Origin of the sequence: TM7 phylum sp. oral taxon 349 (genome assembly GCA_018127705.1) — a bacterium.
In the GTDB taxonomy this organism is placed as follows: domain Bacteria; phylum Patescibacteriota; class Saccharimonadia; order Saccharimonadales; family Saccharimonadaceae; genus Saccharimonas.
On record CP072328.1, the window covers coordinates 410,892 to 433,396 of the forward strand.

Sequence of the window (22,505 nt, forward strand, 5' to 3'; positions counted from 1 at the left end):
TATGACGATTTTGATCGTGACGGTAGTCGGCACGCTTGGGTCGTTTGCGGTGATGGTTTTGTCAATGCAAAATCAGCAGCGAATACAAGCCGACTATGAAAAAGTCAATAATGAATACCAGACGCAATTAAAAGCGTACAAGGCAAAAGTGCAGGCGCAGGCAGATGAGTTGTCGGCAAAATATTACGATACGTTTAAGCAGTACAGTACGCAGGCGGGCACGTACGATGTGAATAGCGTCAAGGAGCTGAAAACGGAAGATTTAGCTGAAGGCGACGGTGCGGTGATTGACGGCTCGACGAAATTTGCGGCGTATTATATCGGCTGGGACGCGAACGGTAATGTATTTGACCAAAGTATTGATAGCGGCAAATTGAAAGAGCCGACTGCTGTGGCAAACGGACTTGACAAAGCTGGGTTAATCGCTGGCTGGAAAGAGGGATTGAAAGGTATGAAAATCGGCGGCGTGCGTTTGCTGAGTATCCCGTCTGACAAAGCATACGGCGAAGCGGGGCAAAAAGATAAAAACGGCAAGCAGACAATTCCTGCAAATATGCCGCTGAAATTTGTCGTCATGGCGATTCCGCAGCCGCCGACTATTCCTCAGCCGGACTCATCAAAACTGATGGAAGCGTATATGAAAGTGTATGGAAATCAATAGGAGGTGCAAGTGAAAAATGATATTATTCCAGTCGTGATGATTGGTGCTGGACCGAGCGCGCTCGCAGCAGCAATTTACACAACGCGCGAAGCGATTGATACGGTGCTGTACGAAAAAGGTGTCGTCGGCGGGTTGGCAGCTATTACCGATCAAGTTGATAATTACCCGGGTTTTCCTGATGGCATTGCCGGTATGCAGCTCGCGGAGCAATTGCAGAAGCAGGCAGAGCGTTTCGGTGCGAGAATTGAATACGGCGATGTGTCGGCATTGCGGCACGAAAGCGGCGTGAATATTGTGACGGTTGACGGGAAGGACGTGGCGGCGCGCGCTGTGCTGATCGCAACGGGCAGTGATTATAATAAACTTGGCATTCCGGGCGAAAAGGAATTATACGGGCGCGGCGTACACTATTGCGCGACGTGCGACGGCGCATTTTATAAAGGCAAGCGCTTGGCAGTTGTCGGCGGCGGTAATTCCGGCGTACAAGAAGCGATTTTTTTGACGCGGTTTGCGAGCCATATTGATTTGCTGGTGCGTAGTACGGTAAAAGCGAGCAAGGTGCTGCAAGACGAATTGCAGCCGTATATTGACGATGGCAAAGTGACGGTGCATGTAAAAACAGTGCCGCAAGAAATCGTTGCAAAGAATGGCGTAGTGCGAGCAGTTCGGGCGCAGTGCGACGGCAAGCCGGTTGAATTTGCGGTTGACGGCGTATTTGTATTCATCGGGCTAAAGCCGAATACGCATTTTTTGGCGGGCAGCGGTGTTGAGCTTGACACGCGCGGACTCATCAAAACCGACGAGCACTTGGCGACGAATGTGCCGGGCGTGTTTGCAAGCGGCGATGTGCGCAGCGGTGCGACGATGCAAGTCGCGAGCGCGGTTGGCGAGGGCGCGACAGCGGCGCTAAATATTCGCGAATATTTAGATCATAAATAGCATAGTTGTATTGTTCGTGCTAATATCCTCGCGGCTGGATATAGGTTAGGGGTAGCTAATCGCGTGTTTCGGCGTGCGCATTTATGTACGCGATACACTTGTCGGGGTAATTAGTAACAATTGCCTGCACACCCTGATGCTCTAGGCGGTGGATTGCGCTCGGACGATCAACGGTATATGCGTAAATAAAAATACCAGCGCGCCGCGCAATTTCAAGCGCAAGCCGATGTAAATACAAGCGGTGAAAACCAACTGCCGTCAGCTTAAGATAGCGGTGGTATGCGATAAACGCGAATGGATTTTGATGATGCAAAAGCGCAAGATTAGCGCGTTTCGACCGTCGGCGAACGCGCATGAGCTCGCGTGCTTTGAATGATGAAATTAGTACCAGATCCCAATCATCGGCGCAAGTGATGAAATGTCGCCGAAGCAGCCGTACGAGCGCGTCGCCTGTGTGGCGACTTTTGATTTCAATATTAAGCAAGATTTTTCCAAAGAACTCGCGTAGCACATCTTCAAGCAGCGGCACGGGATTATCGCGCGTTAATTCCTGCAGCTTTTTGTACGTCAGCGACGCGACGCTATCTGCGGCATAATGCGTACGTAGCAGCAAGGCGTCATGGATAACAACAAGCCGATGATCAGCGGTCAAACGCACGTCAAGTTCAAGCATATCGGCGCCAGCTTCGTAGCCAGCGCGAAACGCCGGCAGCGTATTCTCAGGCGCTAAGCCGCCCGCGCCGCGATGTCCAATGACAAGCATAACGTTCCTATTATATCATTGCGGGGTTATTCGACGTACCGGCGGCGGAATGTTTCAAGCTGCCGTATCAAGTGCGGGTCGTAGGTTTCAAGGGCAACTTCGCGCGTGCCAACTAGCCCCGACCCGTACATAAAATTATGCGATCCGGTAATCGCAGCTTTGCTGCCGTCCGGCATTGTTGCGATTAAAAATTTTGCATGCAGATAACAATCATGATTATATAGTGTTTTTTGCCTCGCCGTCATCATACCGAGGCGAATGAGCAGTTTATTGAGCGATGAAGCAGTGCGCCAGTGATTAAAATAAAGGACCGCTTGTTTTCGTTTTAGCGTGCGGTTGAGTGCGCCTGTTGGACAATATTGCGATACGAGTGCAACGTGTTCTGCTTGTTTTGCAAGGGCGCGCGCCCGTTTGTATATGAGTGAATTTGTCGGCAATCCGTTGTCAAACAAAATTGTCGTGGTCTTCGACACAGGAGCTGAGTGGTTGCGCGCCGCACCGCCGCCGCGATCAGCACGGTAGATGTGCTGTTGTTCCTGTATGAGCCTATCGGCAAGCGCTTGGTCGGAAAAGCGAAACATATAATCGACGTTTGAAAAGCTTTCGTCGTCCATATTAACGCCGCCGCCGACGTAAGCAGTATCGTCGATGACTGTCCATTTGCTGTGCGTTCGACCGGCAAACAGCGTATTTGCTTTGCGCCCGAGCCAGTGGAATGATCCGCCGGCTTTCTTGATGCGCCGTTCTAATTTTAGCGCCTGCATGGCGCGTGCCGGCTGGCGCTTCGGCGCGCGCAAAATAAATTCTTTCGGTTCGATGTAGGTAAAGGTGTCGGCGCAAATGCAGACGTCAACGCCGCGTTCGGCAGCGCGTACGAGTTCGTCGACGATTGCTTGCGACCGCTCGTCGTTGGCTCGGAATGTCGTTGCAATCATCGCGACGCGGTAGCGGGCTTTGGCAATTTTTTTCGCTGCATCGCGCGCATAATCGGCTGCAGGTAATAATTTCGGTGAATGTAACGCGTTCATTCGTCTAGTATACTACTCTCTGCTAAAAGCTGGTACACTAGATACATAGCTAACTATGAAGGAGGTATAATGGCAGATTTTAATCAAATACTCGCGCCAGGCGATGTTGACGGCGGCGTTGTTAATGTGGTGGTAGAGATTCCGCAGGGATCAAACCACAAAATCGAATGGAATCGTGACCTCGCAGTGATGCAGCTTGACCGCGTTGAGCCGGCGATTTTTGCGAAACCGACGAATTACGGATTTATTCCGCAAACGCTTGATGAGGACGGTGATGAACTAGATGCGCTCATTGTCACCGACCAGCCGCTTGCAACCGGCGTATTTTTGGAGGCAAAAGTGATCGGCGTATTGGAGTTTGTGGATGACGATGAAGTCGACGATAAGGTTATTGTTGTGCCGGCAGACGACCGCAACGCCGGCAACGCGATTAATTCGCTAGAAGACGTGCCGCCGCAATTACTCAAGCAAATTGAGCACCATTTTAACCACTATAAAGACTTGAAAAAGCCAGGCTCAACCGTTGTGAAAGGCTTCGGCGATGCTGCGCGCGCCAAAGAAATTATCCGCGCCGCTATTGAACGCTGGAATAATCGTTAGCACACTGAAATAGTAACTGTAAGGGAGGAAAAATGGATTACTATAGTAATTATGACACATATAGCTACACAACGACAAGTACAGTGACGAGCGCCGTTGCAGGTGTGGTACTGATCTTCTCGTTGGTGGCAATGATCGCGTCGGTATTGATGATCATTGGTTTGTGGAAGGTGTTCACCAAAGCCGGTAAGCCAGGATGGGCGGCGATTGTGCCGATTTATAATATGATTACGCTATTTGAGATCGTTGGCCGTCCGGCATGGTGGGTGCTTTTGACATTTGTGCCGTTCGCAAACCTTTATGTAGTCATCATGGTAGCGATTGATTTGGCGAAAGCGTTTGGTAAATCGGGCGGATTCGCGGCGCTCTTGATATTACTGCCGCCTGTCGGCTATATGATGCTCGGTTTCGATAAGTCGGCGTATACAGGTCCGGTCGCGGCGATGCAGCCGGCATATCCGGGCGCGCCAGCTTATCAGCCTGGTCAACCCCAGCCGCCAGCGCAACCAGCGCAAGCTCCGGCTCAAGGCGATAGCGGACAGCCACAGCCGCCGCAAGCGAAATAATCCATAATATAGAGCATAAAAATAGCCGGTACGGTAGTTGTCCGGCTATTTTTTATTTTTCCGCCGCCGCGCCGTCCGGTGAATAATTTCACCGACGTGGCCGAGTTGCCCAAGTAAGCTATTTTTACGCAGCTGCGCTTTGAATTTCATGCGCGCGTGTCCGGTGATCATATGATTGCTCCAACCTGGTTTTGGCTTGGCTTTTTTGTTGGTAAGAATTTCAATCGTATCGCCATGCTGTAATTTATAACTAAACGGCTCCATCTTGCCGTTTACCAAAAAGCCGCTTGCTTTCGCCGCCAGATCAGAGTGTACGCGGTAGGCGTAGTCAAGCGGAAACGAGCCGTCTGGTAAATCGTAGATGTCGCCCTTCGGCGAGTACACAAAAATTCGGTCGCCAAACAAATCAACTTTTAGATTTTCAGTATCAAATTCTTTGCCTTCGCGAATCAGCGCTGCCGCCGATTGTAGATGTCGGATCCAATGTAAATCTGTCGGCAGCGACGCCATCGTGCCGGATTTATAGGCGTCAGTCAGTTTTTGCTCGTTGTAGTGAAAGCTTGCCGCCAAGCCGCGCTCGGCGTAGTCGTGCATTTCGTGCGTGCGAATTTGAAATTCCACCGCTTGGCCGTTTTTTGTCGTGACCGTTGTGTGCAGGCTCTGGTAGCCGTTTGGTTTTGGCTTGGAAATATAATCCTTGATGCGCCCGACCATCGGCTCGTACATGCTATGCAGTTCGCTTAGTACGAGATAGCATGTGTCAATATCGTTGACAATAATGCGCAAAGCTATCAAATCGTAAATATCGTCGATGTTCGGCACGCGCTGCATTTTTTTGTACAGGCTGTAGGTGCTTTTCACGCGCCCGTCGATGTCGTGTGCAATATTTTCTTTGGTGAGGTGCGCGTCGACGGCGCGGCGCACTGTATCAAGTTTGCGCTGGCTTTTCTTGATGCGGCTGTCTTTGAGCGCGACGGTTTGGTTGTACTTTTCGGGCATAAGATATTTGAAGCTGAGTTCTTCAAGCTGCACGCGCAGCCGCCCCATATTCAGGCGGTCGGCAAGCGGCGCAAAGACGTTAAGCGTTTCGCGGGCAATTTTTTTCTGTTTTCCTTCGCTCTTGAACTGCAGCGTTTGCATATTATGCAGGCGGTCGGATAACTTGATAATGATAACGCGAACGTCTTGCCCGACGGCGATAAGCAGCTTTGTTAGATTATCGCGTGTTGCCGGCAGGTAACTTGCTAGATCGCGCATGCCAGCGCGCGCTTGGCTAACTTTTGTGACGCCGTCGACGAGAAACGCAATATCTTTGCCAAACAGTTCAATAATTTCTTCAAGCGTTGCGTCGGTGTCTTCAACCGTGTCGTGTAAGACTCCTGCAACGGCTGAATCAATATCCATACCCCAGTCAATGAGTGTCGCTGCTACCTGCAGCGGATGCGAGATGTACGGCTCCCCGCTTTGGCGCATTTGCCCGGCGTGCTGCTCGGTAGCATAATCAATAGCATGCGTGAGCAGTTCGACTTGCGCGTCGGTATAGTGCTCTCCGGCAAGTTTGATTAGCTCGTGCTTATCCATACTCTTAGTATAGCGAAAAGTTGCGAAAAATTCAGATTCGCGCTACACTAGAAGCTAAAGAGCTAGCGCTAAATCAAGGAGTGGGGATGGCAGCGATAAAAATAGCAATCAATGGTTTTGATAGAATCGGGCGCAGCGCGTTCAAGATCGCGCAGGGGCGCAATGATGTTCATGTTGTCGCAATTCGGAGCGAGTACGACGTTGATACGACGGCGTATTTGTTGAAGCACGATTCCGTGTACGGCAATTATGCACGCGCCGTGAAGCCTGAGGATAATTATATTGCTGTCGGCGAATCGCGGGTTGATATTGTGTCAAATTTGCAGTCAGTTAAAAAGTCGTGGCAAGACCGCATGGTTGACGTCGTGATTGATACGACAAATACCAATTCGGTGCGGTTGAAAGAGCATATTATAGCCGGCGCAAAGCAGGTCGTTGCGATGTCGACGGCGGACACGATTGAGACGATTATTATGGGCGTGAACGACGACTCGATCGGCTCGATCTCGCCGGTCGTCAGCGCTGGCGAGCCGGGTGCAGTAGCAATTGCGCCTGTACTTGCTGTACTTGAGCAAGCGTTTGCGCCGAAGAAATCAGCGCTTACGGTGATTGACGGCGGCTCGCCGGTTGACGATACGCTCCGTACGAAGCGTACGCAGCAACAGAATATTATTCCGGCGCCGTTCGCGGGGTTAACGCCGTCGCGCCAGGCGCTTGGACAGCAGGCAATTGACGGCTTGTCGATCCATACGCCAGTTGCAAATGTCGGGCTGGCGGTTATTACGGCAGTGCTTGCTGCACCGACAACAACAGCGATTGTAAATCAAGTATTTGAGCGTGCTGCTAAAGAGCCGTTTTATCAGGGAATTATCAATACGACTAATAAGCCGCTCGTATCATTCGATTTGCGTGGCAGCAGCTATAGTGCGACGGTTGATACGCAGCTGACGCGCGTAATTGGCGGCGACTTAGTGCAGTTGGCGGTATGGTTTGACAGCGAGTGGGGTTATGCGAACCGTCTCGTTGAGTTGTCTGTCGACGCTGGGCGCGTGGCGCGGAATCGTGCATAATCAATAACTTTACAGGGAGAGCAATAGCGCTTATACTTACTATTATGAAATTATTTCTCGGCGCCGATCATGGCGGATACTATCTAAAAGAAAAATTGCAGGCTTATTTGACAAAGCGTGGTTTTGAATGGGAAGATGTCGGTGATAAAGAGCTTGATCCGAACGATGACTTCCCGCAGTTTGCGCAAATGGCAGCAACCAAAGTGCTGGGCGAGGATGACGCGAACGACCCGCGCGCGATTCTGATTTGCACGGGCGGTCAGGGCATGGCGATGGCGGCAAATCGCTTCAGCGGTATTCGCGCCGCAGTGATTTGGGATAAATTTGAAGCGCATGAATGCCGCCATGATAACGACGCGAATGTATTGTGTCTGCCGGCGCGCGTCGTCGATCCGCCGGGCGAAGCGCATGATAATTGGAAAGAAATCGTTGACGAATGGCTTGATACGCCGTTTGCCGGCGCAGCGCGGTATATACGGCGAAACGCAGAACTGGACAAGTTTTAATGGCGCACATCGTTCCTTGTATCACCGTAGAGTCGGAAGACGATTACAAAGCGGCAGTTGAGCGTTTGTCGCCGTTTGCAACGCGCGTACATATTGACATTATGGACGGCGAATTTGCGCCGACTAAAAGTATTCCGGTTAATAAAATCTGGTGGCCGCAGGAATGGACGGTTGACATTCACGCTATGGTGGCGCACCCGAGCCAATACGTTCAAGCGCTGATGCAAATGCGTCCGGCAACGGTGATTTTCCATGCTGAGGTGAAAGAGGATCTTACGCCGGTTATTCAGCAGTTGAAAGCGGTTGGCGTTCACGCAGGCGTTGGACTGCTCAAACCGACAGTGCCAAATACCGTCACGGAATATATTGAGATAGCAGATCATGTCTTGGTATTCTGCGGTAATTTGGGATACTATGGCGGCAAAGCTAGCCTGATGCAGCTCGAAAAAGTGCGGTTAATCCGCAACATTCATCCCGACGTTGAAATCGGCTGGGACGGCGGCGCGAATCTTGAAAATGCGTTTAGTTTGGCTCAGGGTGGCGTTGACGTCATTAATTGCGGCGGTGCGATTTCGCAGGCGGCCGACGCAGCACAAGCCTACCAGCAGCTCGTGACTGAAATTAACAGAGAGAGTGTTATCTGATAGTGTACAGCGAAGCAGAAATTAAGCAGAAAGCAACACGTATGCGCCGAAATATTATTCGGATGCTTGAACATGCTGGCAGCGGGCATTCGGCAGGCGCGCTTGGCATGGCGGATTTAGTGGCAGCGCTGTATTTCGGTATTATGAATATTGATCCAAAAAATCCCGAAAATCCGGAGCGCGATTTGTTCATGCTTAGCAACGGGCATACTGTGCCAGTGCAGTATGCCGCGATGGCGGAAGCGGGATTTTTCCCCGAAAGCGAGTTAATGACCTTGCGCCAGTGGGGTTCGCGCTTGCAAGGGCATCCCGAGCGCATGATGTTGCCAGGACTTGAGACGACCAGCGGTCCGCTTGGCTGCGGTGTTGCGCAAGGCGCGGGCATGGCGTATGCGCTGCAGTACCTTGATAAGCAGCGTCATCGCTGGGTGTATGTTGTTACGGGTGACGGCGAGCTTGACGAGGGCAATATTTGGGAGTCGGCAATGTTTGCCGGCAAGTATAAATTAGCGCAGCTGATTGTCTTTGTTGATCGTAATAATATCCAAATTGATGGTCCGACGGAAGATGTTATGCCGCTTGAAAATCTTCGTGAAAAATGGGAAAGCTTTGGTTGGCATGTGCAAGAAATTGACGGCAACAACGTGCGTGCCGTGATTGACGCGGTGAATTTTGCAAAAGCGGTCGAAAATAAACCGTGCTGCATCATCACGCACACAATTCCCGGCAAGGATGTCGATTTCATGGAATACGATTACACGTGGCACGGTATCGCGCCGAATAGCGAGCAGGCAGAACAGGCGCTTGCCGAGTTACCGGCTAATCAGGAGGACGTATAAATGTACCCGCTTAACGATAATATCTACACCAATAACCCTGATGTTGAGCCAACGCGTACTGGGTTTGGACGCGGACTAAAGGCTGCTGGACAAGCGGACGAACGTATCGTTGGGCTGTGCGCTGATTTGGTAGAAAGCGTCAAAATGGATGCGTTTGCGCGCGAATTTCCCGAGCGCTATATTGAAGTTGGTATTGCTGAGCAAAATCTCGTGACGGTGGCAGCGGGATTAGCGCGCGCCGGTAAAATACCGTTTGCAGCCAGCTACGCGGCGTTTAGCCCCGGGCGCAACTGGGAACAAATCAAAACGACAGCGTGCCTGAATGATATGCCGGTGAAAATCATCGGCGGCCATAGTGGTAGTACGGTCGGCCCAGACGGCGCAACGCATCAGATGTTTGAGGATATTGCGCTTATGCGCGTATTGCCGAACATGGTGGTGATTTGCCCGGGCGATAGTATTGAAGCCGGCAAAGCAACCCGCGCGATGGCGCGCGATTCCCGTCCGAATTATTTGCGCGTAGCTCGCGAAAAAACGCCGATTTTCAGTACAAACGCTAGTCCGTTTGATATTGGAAAAGCGTATGTACTGCGCGAAGGCAGTGATGTGACGATTCTGAGTACGGGTATTGAAACGCCGTACGCACTGCGGGCAGCAGATGTGTTGGCGCGTGATGGTGTGCAGGCTGAGGTTGTACACGTACCGACAGTGAAGCCGCTTGACCGTGCAACGATTACCGCAAGTATTAAGAAAACTGGTCGCGCAGTAACGTGCGAAGATGCGCAGGCTGCTGGCGGTTTTGGCGGCGCGGTCGCTGAACTGCTGTGCGATGAAATGCCGGCACCTTTATTGCGTATTGGCGTGCAAGATCGCTACGGCGAGTCGGGTAAACCGCTTGAAGTCCATCAAAAGCTTGGATTGGCAGACGATACGATTGTTGTCAAAACAAAAGAATTTATTGCGCATTGTCCGCAATATCGCGCTGGATTTTAAGTGGTAAAATATTTGATTAGCTGCGTAAATATAGCCTTTCTATTGTGGAATGATTAGTCAATATAGTTACGTCGATAAACCATAAGTGATATACTAGACGCTAGATAACCATAACAGCGTTTAGGAGAAACCTATGAGTCTGATTGCCGAACAGATCTATGAAAATACCGCGCGCGCGCGCGAACTAATGCACCGTAGCCGCCAGGAGGGCTTTGCGGTCGGGGCGTTTAATATTGATAACCAAGAAACATTGCAAGCGATTTCGCAAGCAGCGCAAAAGCTGCAAGCGCCGGTAATGGTTGAAGTGAGCGCTGGCGAAGTTAAGACGATGGGCGGCTGCCAAAATATTCGCGATATGGTGAGTAATTACCGCAGTACGTATAATATAGAGATGTATATCAATCTTGACCATGCGCCGACCGTCGAACTGTGCCAGCAGGCGATTGACGCTGGGTTTGAATTTATTCATATTGATATTTCGCAGGCGAATCATGATGCGGCGCTTGAAGAAATTATCGCGAAGACGAAAGATGTCGTAGCGTACGCGCGTTCAACCGGCGCGCTTGTCGAGGCGGAAGAGCGCTATTTCTTCGGCGATTCAAATGTGCACAAGGAAGCGATTGACTATGAAGAGGTGAAAAAATGGAACACCAAGCCAAATGAAGCGCGCGATTTCGTGGCGGCGACGGGAATTGATACGATGGCGGTGCAAATCGGCAATCTGCACGGATTGTATCCCGTGCCGAAAATTTTAGATTTAGACTTGCTGCGGGAGATTCGTGCGGCGATTGACTGTCAGATTAGTTTACATGGCGGCAGCGGCACTCCGCTCCATTATTTTGAAGATGCGGCAAAAATCGGTGTCAGCAAGATCAATATCAATAGTGATTTGCGCTATGCGTTTCGTACGACGCTTGAGAAAGTGCTGCGCGAAAATCCTGACGAGTACGCGGTGTACAAATTGATGCCGCAGGTGCGCGCGGCGGTGCAGGCGGTTGTTGAAGAAAAAATTCAGGCGTTTGGCAGCGTGGGTAAGGCGGCGTAAGTGGTAAAAGTTTTAGCGATCGGCAAGGGGACACAAGACGTATTTTTGCGCAGCGACGAGTTTGACCCGCACACGCGCGGCAAAAAAGTCTATACTGAAATCCCACTCGGACTCAAAATGGAAGTCGACGACGTTACGTTTAGTACGGGCGGTAATGCGACGAACGTGGCAACAACGCTAGCGCGCCAGGGGATTGAGACAGCGTATATGTGGGGGCTGGGTGAAGATCCGGCGAGCCAGTCGATTTTGCACGAACTTGACCGCGAGGGTGTTGATACGCGCCATGTTGTACAAGATCCGCATTATCAGTCAGGTTACTCGGTGATTATGATTGCGACGAACGGGGAGCGTACGATTCTCAACCACCGCGGCAATGCGTTTGGGCGCAGCGGGCGGCATAATTTTAATTTAACAGCAATTGAGGGTTACGATTGGATTTATCCGACGAGTTTAGGCCATGGCGGTTTGAAATTGCTACGCGAAATTATTGATGCGGCAGAAAAATATGGCGCGAGTGTGATGCTTAATCCGGCTGGTCCGGAGTTGGCGGAAAAAGACAAATTAATTCCGCTACTTGAAACGGTTGACGTACTCATTACGAATAAGGAAGAGATGCAGCAACTGGTGAGCGGTAAGACTTGCGAGGAGCTGGCGCTGCACGCGCTGAATTATGTGCCAGTTGCGATTGTAAGCGATGGTCCGAACGGCGTAGTCGCGACCGACGGTAAAACGATTGTGCGCGCCGGTATGTATGAGGATGTGCCAGTAGTTGATCGGACGGGTGCGGGCGATGCGTTCGCGAGCGGCTTTCTGAGCCAATGGGCGCGTGGTAAAAGTTTGAAAGATTCAATTATTTTCGCAAGTGCAAACAGCACAAGTGTCGTGACAAAAATTGGTGCTAAGGCTGGTATTTTGCGCCGCGGCGTGCATTTGCACGATATGCCAATTAGCGAAAAACCAATTGCAAGATAGGAGGAGGCGATGAAGTATCAAATTTGCGTATCGGGTGCGGCATCTGGCGAAACTGTGATGGCGTCGAACGATTTAGCGTTTATGCTCGGTGCGGAGATTGCGCGCGCCGGTAAGACATTGCTAACGGGCGCGACAACCGGATTGCCGCATGCTGCTGCGCGCGGGTTCAAGAGCGTTAGTAATACTAAAGGCGTGTCGGTGGGGTTTTCGCCGGCGAGCAGTTTTCGCGAGCATGTATCAACCTACCGGTTGCCGACCGTAGAGTTTGACTATATCAATTTCACCAGCATGGAATATGTCGGGCGCGACGTGTATTTGGTACGCAGCGCTGATGCAGTGATCACGATCGGCGGGCGCATGGGCAGCTTGCACGAGTTTTCAACGGCGCTTGAAAGCCGCAAAGTGTGCGGTATCTTGGTGGGCAGCGGCGGGCTGGCGGATTATGCGGCGCAGCTGCTTAAAAACGTTGAAGCGCCAGGCGCAAAAGATGTAATTTATGACTCCGACCCAAAACGCCTAGTGGCGCGCGTCGTCGAAGCGCTCGACAAAAAATACGCCGATTTTGAGCATGACGGCACTGACTCGCAGGTAAAGGTACTTCCTAAACGAAATGGCTAGCGATTGTGCTATGACGCGTTTGATTATAAAATAACAAGACGACAACCTAGAGGCAGGGGATATGAATAACCAACAAACAAACAAACAAACAAACAAACAAACAAAGCTGGCAATAATAGTCCTTCGCAGAATCCGCCGGCTGCATATGCGTCATCACCATACCAACCGCCGGCGATGCCGCCTCGTCCGCGCGGCATAAAAACTTGGCAGATCGTCAGTATTGCGGTTGCTGGTGCTATTGTCGCTATCGTTGTCATCATCGTTGGAGCTATTGCGCTGAGCGGGAGCATGAACCGCGCAGTCAAAGATGCAAAGGGACGGTTAGCGATCGCCGCGTTTTTGGCGATAAAGATATGAATTATTTCGTCGTCTACACGCAAATTAAAGACGATGGGCACCCGGCTGGCATGTCTAAATCGCAGATGAAAAGCGAGATGAATTCGTTGTTCGAGCGGGCTCAGTCCGGTGGCAGCGGTCTTACTGATGTACTGCGCCACGAGCAGCTTATCTGCAAAAAATACGAGCCGAGTGATTTTTCTGATCTTACCGTTAACACAGGTGAAATTACCGACGGTACGCCTGTGGTGAGTCTTCGTTACGTGTGTGACTCGCGGGTAGAAAACGGAAACAGCAAGATAGAGACCGACCAATTGACGTGGTATGATCGTGAAGGCAGGCTGAATACGATTACGATGAGTTCAAACAACTTTTCGGAAGCTAAGTATGGCGGCAGAATGACAATGCTCATGCCTGGACTGACGGCGCGCCTGCGATAGCGGTAGGCTGGTAGGTTGTGGCGGCGTAGTTGCGTAAGCTTGTTATAATAGCTGCATGAATCGATTCATTCTTCATTCCGATTATCAGCCGACCGGCGATCAGCCGCAGGCTATTCAACAGCTTGTTAATGGGTTGCGGTCTGGTGAGCGTGAGCAAACGTTACTTGGTGTAACGGGAAGCGGTAAGACATTTACAATGGCAAATATCATTGCTGAACGCAATGTGCCGACGCTGATTCTAGCGCATAATAAGACGCTTGCAGCGCAATTATTTAGTGAGTTTAAGCAATTCTTTCCCGAAAACGAAGTTCACTATTTTGTCAGTTATTTTGATTATTATCAGCCAGAGGCGTATATTGCGTCGAGCGATACATATATCGAAAAGGATTCGGCAATTAATGAAGAGATTGACCGCCTGCGCCATGCTGCGACTGACGCGTTGTTGACGCGCCGCGATGTAATTATTGTTGCGAGTGTCAGTTGTATTTATGGTTTGGGTAGTCCGAGCGATTATTACGATTTATCAATTACAGTGAAAACGGGCGAGCGGCGCCTGCAGGATAAATTTCTGCGCCAGCTAATGGACATTCAATATCACCGCAACGACATTGATTTTGCGCGTGGCACATTTCGCGTGCGCGGTGATGTAGTTGACGTGTTTCCGGCGAGCGGCGAGACGGCATATCGCGTGGAGTTTTTTGGTGACGACGTTGATCGGATTACTCATATTGACCCGCTGACGGGCGAGATTATTGATGAGCCAAGCCAATTCACACTATTTCCGAGCAGTCATTATGCTACGCCGAAGCAGAAGATTCAGGCGGCGATTGAGGGAATCCGCCGCGAATATGATGAGCGTGTGGCGTGGTTTGAGGCGAATGATAAGTTGCTGGAGGCGCAACGTTTGACACAGCGTACAAAATATGATTTAGAAATGCTTGAACAAACTGGATTTGTGAAAGGTATTGAAAACTATAGTCGCTATCTAACGAATCGTGAACCAGGCGAGCAGCCAGCGACGCTGCTTGACTATTTTCCGGACGATTTTTTGATGATGATTGACGAAAGCCATGTGACTGTACCGCAGGTGCGCGGCATGTATAATGGCGACCGTGCGCGCAAAGAGGTGCTGGTGCAATACGGATTTCGGCTGCCGAGTGCGCTTGACAACCGCCCGCTTCGTTTTGATGAATTTAATCGCCATATCAACCAAGTGATTTACGTTTCGGCGACACCGGGTGACTATGAGTTGGAGCGATCGCCTGCACCGGCGCAGCAGGTGATTCGCCCGACAGGTTTGCTTGACCCTGAAATTAGCGTGCGCCCGACGGACGGGCAGGTTGATGATTTGGTTGCCGAAATCAAAGACCGCATTGATAAAAAGCAGCGCGTACTCGTGACGACGTTGACAAAGCGTATGGCAGAAGATCTGTCGAGCTATCTGACGGATATGGGCGTAAAAACAGCATATATTCACAGTGAAATTGACACGTTGGAGCGCGGCGATATTTTACGCGACTTGCGTATGGGCGTGTACGATGTTTTAGTTGGTATCAATTTACTGCGCGAGGGAATTGACTTGCCAGAAGTAAGTTTGGTTGCAATTATGGACGCCGATAAGGAAGGCTTTTTGCGTAGCGAGCGTTCTCTTATCCAGACGATCGGGCGTGCTGCTCGCCATGTCGATGGCGCGGTTATTATGTACGGTGATACGATTACCGATAGCATGCGTTTGGCAATTGACGAAACTAAACGTCGCCGTAGTATTCAGCAGGCATATAATCAGGAGCATGGCATTACGCCGCGGGGAATTACGAAAGCGATCGACGAGGGATTACGCGCGATTATTCCACAAAAAGAGGATGAAAAGCCGAAGCTTGACCTCAAAAAGATTCCAAAAGATGAATACGCAAGTTTAGTTAAAGACCTAACAGGGCAAATGAAGCTAGCGAGCGCAAACCTGGAATTTGAACGTGCCGCTGAACTGCGCGATTTGATCGCGGAGGTTAAACAGAAGATGTGATGCGCTAAAGCTTAGTCGGTACAGTGATCATTTGTTGACTATGATAGCATGTATGATAGTGTTAACTACTGTTGTGTCCGTTCGAGAGAAGGGGTAGGAGTCGTGGTGGATATTACTAATCCAGCAAAAACCGGACGACGTTATGAGATCGTTCAAAAGAGAGTTGATATATGCGGAAGCTACATCGCTAGCATTGAATCGCATATGAGCGATCTACAGAATCAGCTCGACATGTTTAACCATTGGATTGCTCGCGTCGGTAGCGGTTATGCTAAGGCACGACTGCAGGTTTTGCGCGACGAGGTACTCTATGCATTTGACTATCCCACAGTCGACCGTGGTTTACACTAAGCGGTAAGAGCCGCTTTCCGGCGTCCCAAGTGTAGAATAACCTCTATGCTTGGGGCGCCCTTTTCATATATTTTGCAGTTATTCCTGCGATAAAATGTACAGCGTATACGCCGGCAGCGAAAAATGTGCGGTGGAATCCTTGTCTGTGTGAATGATACTTTGATGTCCGCCGCGAAAATCCTTGCTGTACCCGCGCCAGCTGCTGTTAAATCGAATATGCCATTTGCCGCCGAGCGGAAATTGCATAGCGTAATGGTCGTAATCGGTGCTGCTGAAATTAGCGATAACAATCACATCGTCGCCTGTGCCGCCATTAACCCAGCGGTGGTATCCAATGACAAGCCCGTCGGTGTTAACGTGAAAGAGTGCGGTTGATTGCCCTTGTAGCCCGCCAGTATGTCCGTAGCGGTTGTGTCGCAAATCAAGCAAATGGCGGTGTGCTGTCACAATACCGGCGTATTTTTCGGTTTTTTGCCATTCAAGCGCCGCCCAATCGTTGAATGAGCCGTCTTGCAAGAACTCGCTGCCTTGCAGGAGCATTGGAATACCGGGAGACGTCAGCGTAACAGCGTTTGCGAGTAATGTTTTTTCGCGCGCGAAGAGCGTGGCGCCGCCTGCGGGCGCGACAGCTTCGTTTAGCCGAACTGAGCCGTTAGCGGCAGTATCGTGCGAATCGCTGAAAATTGTACGCGCAAAGGCGTCGCTGCCGTAAGCATGGTTGAACTCATATTGGATGCCGTCTAAATTTGGCTGGTCGGTTGATAGCCCGAGCGCGGCGCGTAAAGCATGCGGAAAGCCTAGCTCCCACTGGCTATCAAACCCGCAGCCGCCATCAAGCCGCGGCGCGACGATCTGCGGGTTACTTGCAGAATCTTCAGCGATGATGAGCGAGTCGGGCTTAATTTTGTGTGCTAACGATACGATATCTTGTAATAAGCTCCAGGCATCGCCGATGTCGTAGTCGGGGTCGTTGTCGCGCCCGGCGGTATTGCGCATGTAAATCGTACTATCAACGCGCAAACCGTCTATATGATATTCAGCGAACCACATCGCGACGTTGTCAAGGATGAATTGGCGTACTTCCGGCCGCCCGTAGTCGGGTCGTCCGCCCCACGGCGTATCGCCGCGCTCGTCATTATAAAAATAGATGCCGCCGCGATCATTCTCACTCCAGCCGTCAAAGCGCCACAAATCAGTATCGCCGTAAAAATGGTTGTATACAACGTCGAGAATGACGCCGATACCGTGCTGATGGCAGGCGCGCACGAATTTCATCAGTCCATGCCGTCCGCCGAGCATACTTTCGACGCTAAAAATATGATTTGGCGCATAACCCCAACCGTTGCTAAACGCCATGCTCGTGACCGGCATAAGTTCAATAATATTGATGCCGAGATCGCGCAAGTAATCAAGTTTTTCAATCGCAGAATCAAATGTACCTGAGGTCGCGGCATCGGGACGGTTGAATGTGCCAACATGCAGTTCGTAAATAACGTGGTCGCACTTTGGCGGCATTATAAAATTGTCGCCATGCCAGTCGAATTCATTGTCGACAATTACTGAAAATCCTTTATCGCTTGACGTAATAGCCCGAGCACGCGGGTCATTCTTTTCGAGCAAGCGTCCGTCTGGCGTCTCAATGATATATTTGTATTGGTGTCCTGGTTCTGCGCCGTGAATCAGCGCAAACCAATAGCCGTCGTCCTCGCTGGTAAGCGGCTGCTTGCCGTTCGGCGTAAATGTGCCGTCAATGTAAACTTGTTTGGCGAACGGCGCCCACACGCGAAACTCCGCGCCGCCTCTGTGCGTGATGACGCCCAGGTTCTTTTTGATTTGATGTACCATTTTCTCAAATTATACCATAAGCGGTTATCTCAGGCAAAAACGATTACCATCTGGCGCAATTTTGCGTTATACTAAGGGTTGATGAGTACAATTACTACCGATGATGTGCACCATCTGGCACAGTTAAGCAGTCTGCAGTTATCTGATAGCGAGGTTGAAAATCTACGCACAGATCTCGAAAATATTATCAACTATATCAAGCAGCTGAACGAAGTCGATACGAGCGGCGTCGAACCGACATACCAAGTGACGGGGCTTGAAAACGTGTGGCGTGGCGACGAAATTGACGCTGGCAGCGTAACGCCGGAGCAGCTGCTTGATCTGGCGGCAGAACAGAGCGGTCATTGCGTAAAAGTACCAAAGGTGTTGTAGTATGAAAATTGCGGAATTAGTACAGCAAATCGCGGCGCGTAAAACAACGGCGCGCGAGCAAGTCGAAGCGTCTATTGCTAAAGCACATAGCGTTGAAGAATATCATGCGTTGTTGAGTTTGACCGAAGAGCGGGCGTTGGCGCGTGCTGACGAGATTGATGCAAAAATTGCGAATGGCGAAGACGCGGGCGTGCTGGCGGGTGCGCCATTTGTGGTAAAGGACAACTACTTGGCGTTCGGCGCGCCGACGACAGCGGCGAGCAAAATGCTTGAACACTTTAACGCACCGCTGCAGGCGACGGTCGTTGAAAAGCTTGAAGCGGCAGGAGCAATTTGTATTGGTAAATCAAATATGGATGCGTTTGCACACGGCGGCAGTACCGAGAATTCGGCGTTCGGTGTGACGCACAATGCAGTCGATACAACAAAGGTTGCGGGCGGCTCAAGCGGTGGATCGGCGGTTGTGACGGCACTTGATGTCGTGCCGTTTGCGCTTGGCACCGACACGGGTGGTTCAATTCGCCAGCCAGCTAGCTTCAACGGCGTACTTGGATTTAAGCCAACCTATGGATTGAGTAGCCGCTACGGTGTCGTGGCGATGGCGTCAAGCACCGACACAATGGGCTGTTTTGCTAAATCTGCCGACGACATTGCACTAGTTACGAGTGTGATGGCGGGGCACGATCCGCGTGATATGACGACGCTGCCAGATTATTTTGAAGTGCAGCATGATGCACCAAAAAATCTGAAAATCGGTATCATTCGTGAAACAATGACTGACGACGTCGATACGGATGTGCGTGCGGCAGTGAATAACTACGCTGATGCGTTGCGCGCAGCGGGGCACACGGTTGAAATGGTTGCTATGCCGAGCATTAAGCATGCGCTTGCAATTTATTATATCGTTGTGCCGGCGGAGATTTCGTCGAATTTAGCGCGCTACGACGGAGTGCGCTACGGTCGCCGTGCCGAAGGCGTGAAAACGCTAGCAGAACTGTATGGGCGTTCGCGCGGCGAAGGTTTTGTTACCGAAAACAAGCGCCGTATTATGATCGGCAGCTACGTGCTGAGCAGCGGATTCTTCGACGCCTATTATTTGCAGGCGCAAAAAGCGCGCACGGTGCTTATCAATGAATTTAATGCATTGTTTGAGCAGTATGATTTCTTGTTGATGCCGACCGCGCCGACGCCAGCGTTTGGTATTGGCGAGAACGCGGACGATCCGGTGAAGATGTACTTGGCGGACGTCATGACTGTGCCGCCGAGTCTGGCGGGTTTGCCGGCGTTGAGTGTGCCGGCGGGTGTGAATGCACGAGGGTTGCCGATTGGCGCACAGTTGGTCGGCCGCGCTAAGTCGGATGCGGCGCTGATCGCGCTTGCGGGCAGTATGGAGGCTCGGGCATGAATAGCTTCGCGATTTGGTTTATTCTGATTGCTATTTTGATTTTGGCGGTCGTTGGGATTTTGTATTTGGCGTTTGCGCGCGCCACGCCAAAACTTAACGTAACGAGGTTTCGCACGCAGTGGTTAGCGATCGAGAATAGTTTTTCAAAAAGTAATCCGGCGAGCTGGCACGTTGCAATTTTCAATGCCGATAAACTCGTTGACAAAGCTCTGCGCGAAAGCAGATACAAAGGCGAGACGATGGGCGAGCGTATGAAATCGGCGCAAGACGCTTGGTCGCATCCGAATCATATTTGGGGCGCACACAAAATTCGTAATCGCCTGGCGCACGACACCGAGGTAAAACTTTCGCACGATCTCGCCCTGCGCGCATTATCAGCCTATAAACAAGCATTGAAAGATTTAGGAGCGATTTAATGGCAGCATCCGCAGAAATATTGCAGAAATATGAAATGACAATCGGCATTGAGTGTCACGTCCAACTTGCGACTGATACGAAATTATTTAGCCCAGCAGACAACGATGCGCGCGATGCAACACCGAATACTAAAGTTCATCCGATTGATTTTGGGCTGCCGGGCATGCTACCGGTGTTGAACCGGCGTGCTGTTGATTTAGCGATTCGCGCCGGAAAAGCTCTTAACGCGCCGATTGCGAACGTGTCGCGCTTTGATCGTAAGCACTATTTTTATCCTGACCTGCCGAAAGGTTATCAGACAAGCCAAATGTACCAGCCGATTATTCTTGCCGGCTACGTTGATGCGCCGCTTGAGGATGGCGCGGTAAAACGCGTGCGTATTGAGCACGCGCACATGGAAGAAGATGCGGGTAAGTTAACACACCACGATAACTATTCGCTCGTTGATTTGAACCGCGCTGGCACGCCGCTTATCGAAATTGTGTCTGAGCCGGATATGCATTCGGCGGCAGAGGCGCGCGCCTATGCGACAGAGTTGTACCGTTTAATGACATACGCAGGCGTGACATATGGTGATTTATACCATGGTAATATGCGGTTTGACGTAAACATTAGTATTGCGCCAAAAGGCTCAACGACGCTTGGCAAGCGCGCCGAGGTGAAGAATCTGAATAGTTTTCGGAGTGTTGAGCACGCTGCGCAATATGAATTTGAGCGCCAGGTTGCATTAGTTGAAGCGGGCGAGCCGGTTGTGCAGGAAACTCGCGGTTGGAACGACGACAGAGGAGTAACGACGAGCCAGCGTAGCAAGGAAGATGCGCAAGATTATCGTTATATGCCCGACCCCGATATTCCGCCGATCGTTTTGACTGATGAAGAAATTGCTGATATTCAAGCCGGCATGCCGATGCTGCCGGGCGAATACCGCGAGTCGTGGGCTGACCTATCTCTTGATAAATCGGTAGTCGATACGATTTTAGGCCACCAGGAAGTTGCCGATTTGCTGCAGCAAACGTATCGCCTGGCAGATTCGGATCAAGGCGGTGTGCTGAGCGAGTTGGGCGTGGATAAACAAGTCTATGCGGCGCTGATGCGCCGGATCTTCAATTGGTTTGCGTCAATGCCTGATGAAATGATTGATCTTGCGCGTATTCGGTCTGGCTTGGTTGAGTCGCGCCGTCTCGTCCAGTTGGCGCTGTTGGCAGAAAAAAACGAAATTAGTTCAAGTAATACCAAAGAGGTGTTCCTCTTCTTGTTTGACAAATCGTCTGTCGGCAAGATGCCGCGCGACATCGCTAAAGAAAAGAATTTATTGCAAGTTTCGGACGAAAGCGCTATTGCTGTTATTGTTGACGAGGTAATGAGTGATCCTGCAAGCGCGGCTTCTATTGCCGATATTAAAGCTGGTAAAGATAAAGCCATCGGCTATCTTGTCGGTCAAGTTATGAAGCGATCAAGAGGACAGGCGAACCCAAGCTTGGCGCAGAAATTAATTCGAGAGAGGCTATAAATGATGAAACGACCAACTAAAGCTATTATTGCTGCTGCCGGATTCGGTACGCGCTTTTTGCCACAAACTAAGGCAATGCCAAAAGAGATGATGCCGCTCATTGATAAGCCGATTATCCAGTATGTAGTTGAGGAGCTGGTTGATGCGGGTATTAAAGATATCATTATTGTGGGGAGCGCGAGCAAGCGTGCAATTGAAGATCATTTTGACTTACCGAACGAAGATCTGCTTGCAAATCTGCGTGCTGGCGGTGATAAGAAAAAACCATTGCTTGATCAGGTTGAGGCGATCGCAAACCTAGCAAACTTCGTTTATTTGCGACAGAAAGGCGCATACGGCAACGCGACGCCGATTCAGTGTGCGGCGCATTTGATGGGCAGCGAACCGTTTATCTACACTTGGGCGGACGATTTTTTTGTCAGCCGGCCAGGCGTTACGAAACAGCTGATTGAGACGTACGAGCGCTACGGCGGCAGTGTACTTGCGTGCAAACGTGCCGAGAAGGACGATGAGTATGACAAGTACGGTTTTGTTAGCGGCACGGCAGAACAGACAGGTGAGGTTAAAGTCGATCGCATTATAGAAAAACCTGGTAAAGCGAATGCGCCGAGCGAACTCGGCAGCGTAAGCGAATTTCTGTTTACACCGGAAATTTTTGATTATCTAGAAAAAGCACATACCAGCTTTGACGGGCACGGAGAGTTTATGATTCAGCCAGTGGTGCAGGCAATGATTAACGATGGATGGGGTGTGTATGCGCGTGAGATCATCGACGGCAGATTTTACGATACCGGCGATAAGCTTGAATATCTGAAAACGATGATTGACTTCGGACTTGATCATCCCAAACTCGGCATAGCACTTCGCGAACATTTGCTGCGGCGCGTGGCAGAATTATCTGAAACACCTGAGTAGACTTTTGCATATTTTTGCAAAATGCGCTATAGTTATAGGCGTAACCGTTTTGGTTTGTCATTAATA

25 protein-coding genes are annotated in these 22,505 nt (G+C 50.7%); 21 read left to right on the forward strand and 4 right to left on the reverse strand.

The features are described 5' to 3' along the window. Positions 1 to 64 precede the first annotated feature (64 nt). Positions 65 to 661, forward strand: coding sequence for an FKBP-type peptidyl-prolyl cis-trans isomerase (locus J5A52_02160; GenBank protein ID QUB37989.1), 597 nt, complete (start codon positions 65 to 67; stop codon positions 659 to 661). A gap of 36 nt (positions 662 to 697) precedes the next feature. Next, complete coding sequence (locus J5A52_02165; protein QUB37990.1) at positions 698 to 1,600, forward strand: FAD-dependent oxidoreductase; 903 nt, start codon at positions 698 to 700, stop codon at positions 1,598 to 1,600. A gap of 55 nt (positions 1,601 to 1,655) precedes the next feature. Here J5A52_02165 and J5A52_02170 read toward each other — a convergent pair whose 3' ends face one another. Together J5A52_02170 and J5A52_02175 are read right to left on the reverse strand one after the other, a co-directional pair. Beyond that, on the reverse strand, positions 1,656 to 2,363 hold the full coding sequence (locus tag J5A52_02170; protein QUB37872.1) for a glycerophosphodiester phosphodiesterase: 708 nt from the start codon (positions 2,361 to 2,363) through the stop codon (positions 1,656 to 1,658). Positions 2,364 to 2,389: 26 nt separating this feature from the next. Further along, entirely contained in the window at positions 2,390 to 3,391 is a 1,002-nt protein-coding gene (locus J5A52_02175) for a phosphatidylserine/phosphatidylglycerophosphate/cardiolipin synthase family protein (protein QUB37873.1), read from the reverse strand. A gap of 69 nt (positions 3,392 to 3,460) precedes the next feature. Between J5A52_02175 and J5A52_02180 the strand changes: the two genes are divergently transcribed. Together J5A52_02180 and J5A52_02185 are read left to right on the forward strand one after the other, a co-directional pair. After that, positions 3,461 to 3,991: an inorganic diphosphatase gene (locus tag J5A52_02180; protein QUB37874.1), complete on the forward strand. Its 531-nt coding sequence runs from the start codon at positions 3,461 to 3,463 to the stop codon at positions 3,989 to 3,991. A 32-nt stretch (positions 3,992 to 4,023) separates the two neighbouring features. Next, positions 4,024 to 4,557 carry a hypothetical protein gene (locus J5A52_02185; protein ID QUB37875.1) on the forward strand — a complete coding sequence of 178 codons (534 nt, stop codon included), beginning with the start codon at positions 4,024 to 4,026 and terminating at the stop codon, positions 4,555 to 4,557. A gap of 45 nt (positions 4,558 to 4,602) precedes the next feature. On the opposite strand, the gene J5A52_02190 is transcribed toward J5A52_02185, so the two are convergent. Next, the gene (locus J5A52_02190) at positions 4,603 to 6,138 is read right to left on the reverse strand and encodes a bifunctional (p)ppGpp synthetase/guanosine-3',5'-bis(diphosphate) 3'-pyrophosphohydrolase (protein ID QUB37876.1); all 1,536 of its coding nucleotides are present in this window, start codon (positions 6,136 to 6,138) and stop codon (positions 4,603 to 4,605) included. An 86-nt stretch (positions 6,139 to 6,224) separates the two neighbouring features. Between J5A52_02190 and J5A52_02195 the strand changes: the two genes are divergently transcribed. The 12 genes from J5A52_02195 (at position 6,225) to J5A52_02250 (ending at position 15,975) form a co-directional block, all read left to right on the forward strand. Continuing rightward, positions 6,225 to 7,208, forward strand: coding sequence for a glyceraldehyde-3-phosphate dehydrogenase (locus J5A52_02195; GenBank protein QUB37877.1), 984 nt, complete (start codon positions 6,225 to 6,227; stop codon positions 7,206 to 7,208). A 44-nt stretch (positions 7,209 to 7,252) separates the two neighbouring features. Further along, complete coding sequence (locus J5A52_02200) at positions 7,253 to 7,714, forward strand: RpiB/LacA/LacB family sugar-phosphate isomerase (GenBank protein ID QUB37878.1); 462 nt, start codon at positions 7,253 to 7,255, stop codon at positions 7,712 to 7,714. Continuing rightward, the gene (locus tag J5A52_02205) at positions 7,714 to 8,358 is read left to right on the forward strand and encodes a hypothetical protein (protein ID QUB37879.1); all 645 of its coding nucleotides are present in this window, start codon (positions 7,714 to 7,716) and stop codon (positions 8,356 to 8,358) included. The genes J5A52_02200 and J5A52_02205 overlap by 1 nt, the downstream gene beginning before the upstream one ends. Before the next feature lie 41 nt (positions 8,359 to 8,399). Continuing rightward, positions 8,400 to 9,197: a transketolase gene (locus J5A52_02210; GenBank protein ID QUB37991.1), complete on the forward strand. Its 798-nt coding sequence runs from the start codon at positions 8,400 to 8,402 to the stop codon at positions 9,195 to 9,197. Then, a complete protein-coding gene (locus J5A52_02215) occupies positions 9,198 to 10,190 on the forward strand; it encodes a transketolase family protein (GenBank protein QUB37880.1) in 993 nt (330 codons plus the stop codon). Positions 10,191 to 10,377: 187 nt separating this feature from the next. Continuing rightward, entirely contained in the window at positions 10,378 to 11,235 is an 858-nt protein-coding gene (locus tag J5A52_02220) for a class II fructose-bisphosphate aldolase (GenBank protein QUB37992.1), read from the forward strand. Further along, positions 11,236 to 12,207 (forward strand): carbohydrate kinase family protein, encoded by a 972-nt coding sequence (locus tag J5A52_02225; protein ID QUB37881.1) that lies wholly within the window; start codon positions 11,236 to 11,238, stop codon positions 12,205 to 12,207. It begins immediately after the preceding gene. Between the two features lie 9 nt (positions 12,208 to 12,216). Then, a complete protein-coding gene (locus J5A52_02230; protein ID QUB37882.1) occupies positions 12,217 to 12,825 on the forward strand; it encodes a hypothetical protein in 609 nt (202 codons plus the stop codon). Between the two features lie 174 nt (positions 12,826 to 12,999). Next, a complete protein-coding gene (locus tag J5A52_02235; protein ID QUB37883.1) occupies positions 13,000 to 13,182 on the forward strand; it encodes a hypothetical protein in 183 nt (60 codons plus the stop codon). Further along, entirely contained in the window at positions 13,179 to 13,601 is a 423-nt protein-coding gene (locus J5A52_02240; GenBank protein ID QUB37884.1) for a hypothetical protein, read from the forward strand. The genes J5A52_02235 and J5A52_02240 overlap by 4 nt, the downstream gene beginning before the upstream one ends. Before the next feature lie 55 nt (positions 13,602 to 13,656). Continuing rightward, the gene (gene uvrB, locus J5A52_02245) at positions 13,657 to 15,624 is read left to right on the forward strand and encodes an excinuclease ABC subunit UvrB (GenBank protein QUB37885.1); all 1,968 of its coding nucleotides are present in this window, start codon (positions 13,657 to 13,659) and stop codon (positions 15,622 to 15,624) included. A gap of 105 nt (positions 15,625 to 15,729) precedes the next feature. After that, on the forward strand, positions 15,730 to 15,975 hold the full coding sequence (locus J5A52_02250) for a hypothetical protein (protein ID QUB37886.1): 246 nt from the start codon (positions 15,730 to 15,732) through the stop codon (positions 15,973 to 15,975). A gap of 78 nt (positions 15,976 to 16,053) precedes the next feature. Here the strand turns inward: J5A52_02250 and J5A52_02255 are convergent, their stop codons facing one another. Then, the gene (locus J5A52_02255; protein QUB37887.1) at positions 16,054 to 17,820 is read right to left on the reverse strand and encodes an alpha amylase C-terminal domain-containing protein; all 1,767 of its coding nucleotides are present in this window, start codon (positions 17,818 to 17,820) and stop codon (positions 16,054 to 16,056) included. An 81-nt stretch (positions 17,821 to 17,901) separates the two neighbouring features. Between J5A52_02255 and gatC the strand changes: the two genes are divergently transcribed. Genes gatC through J5A52_02280 form a run of 5 tightly spaced genes read left to right on the forward strand, consistent with a single transcriptional unit; the run spans position 17,902 to position 22,439 of the window. Then, positions 17,902 to 18,192 (forward strand): Asp-tRNA(Asn)/Glu-tRNA(Gln) amidotransferase subunit GatC, encoded by a 291-nt coding sequence (gatC, locus tag J5A52_02260; GenBank protein ID QUB37888.1) that lies wholly within the window; start codon positions 17,902 to 17,904, stop codon positions 18,190 to 18,192. A gap of 1 nt (position 18,193) precedes the next feature. Beyond that, entirely contained in the window at positions 18,194 to 19,597 is a 1,404-nt protein-coding gene (gatA, locus tag J5A52_02265) for an Asp-tRNA(Asn)/Glu-tRNA(Gln) amidotransferase subunit GatA (GenBank protein QUB37889.1), read from the forward strand. Beyond that, positions 19,594 to 20,013: a hypothetical protein gene (locus tag J5A52_02270; GenBank protein QUB37890.1), complete on the forward strand. Its 420-nt coding sequence runs from the start codon at positions 19,594 to 19,596 to the stop codon at positions 20,011 to 20,013. Before gatA ends, J5A52_02270 begins: the two co-directional genes overlap by 4 nt. After that, positions 20,013 to 21,524, forward strand: a complete 1,512-nt coding sequence (gene gatB / locus J5A52_02275; protein QUB37891.1) for an Asp-tRNA(Asn)/Glu-tRNA(Gln) amidotransferase subunit GatB — start codon at positions 20,013 to 20,015, stop codon at positions 21,522 to 21,524. The genes J5A52_02270 and gatB overlap by 1 nt, the downstream gene beginning before the upstream one ends. After that, positions 21,525 to 22,439 (forward strand): NTP transferase domain-containing protein, encoded by a 915-nt coding sequence (locus J5A52_02280; GenBank protein QUB37892.1) that lies wholly within the window; start codon positions 21,525 to 21,527, stop codon positions 22,437 to 22,439. It begins immediately after the preceding gene. The last annotated feature ends 66 nt before the right edge of the window (positions 22,440 to 22,505 follow it).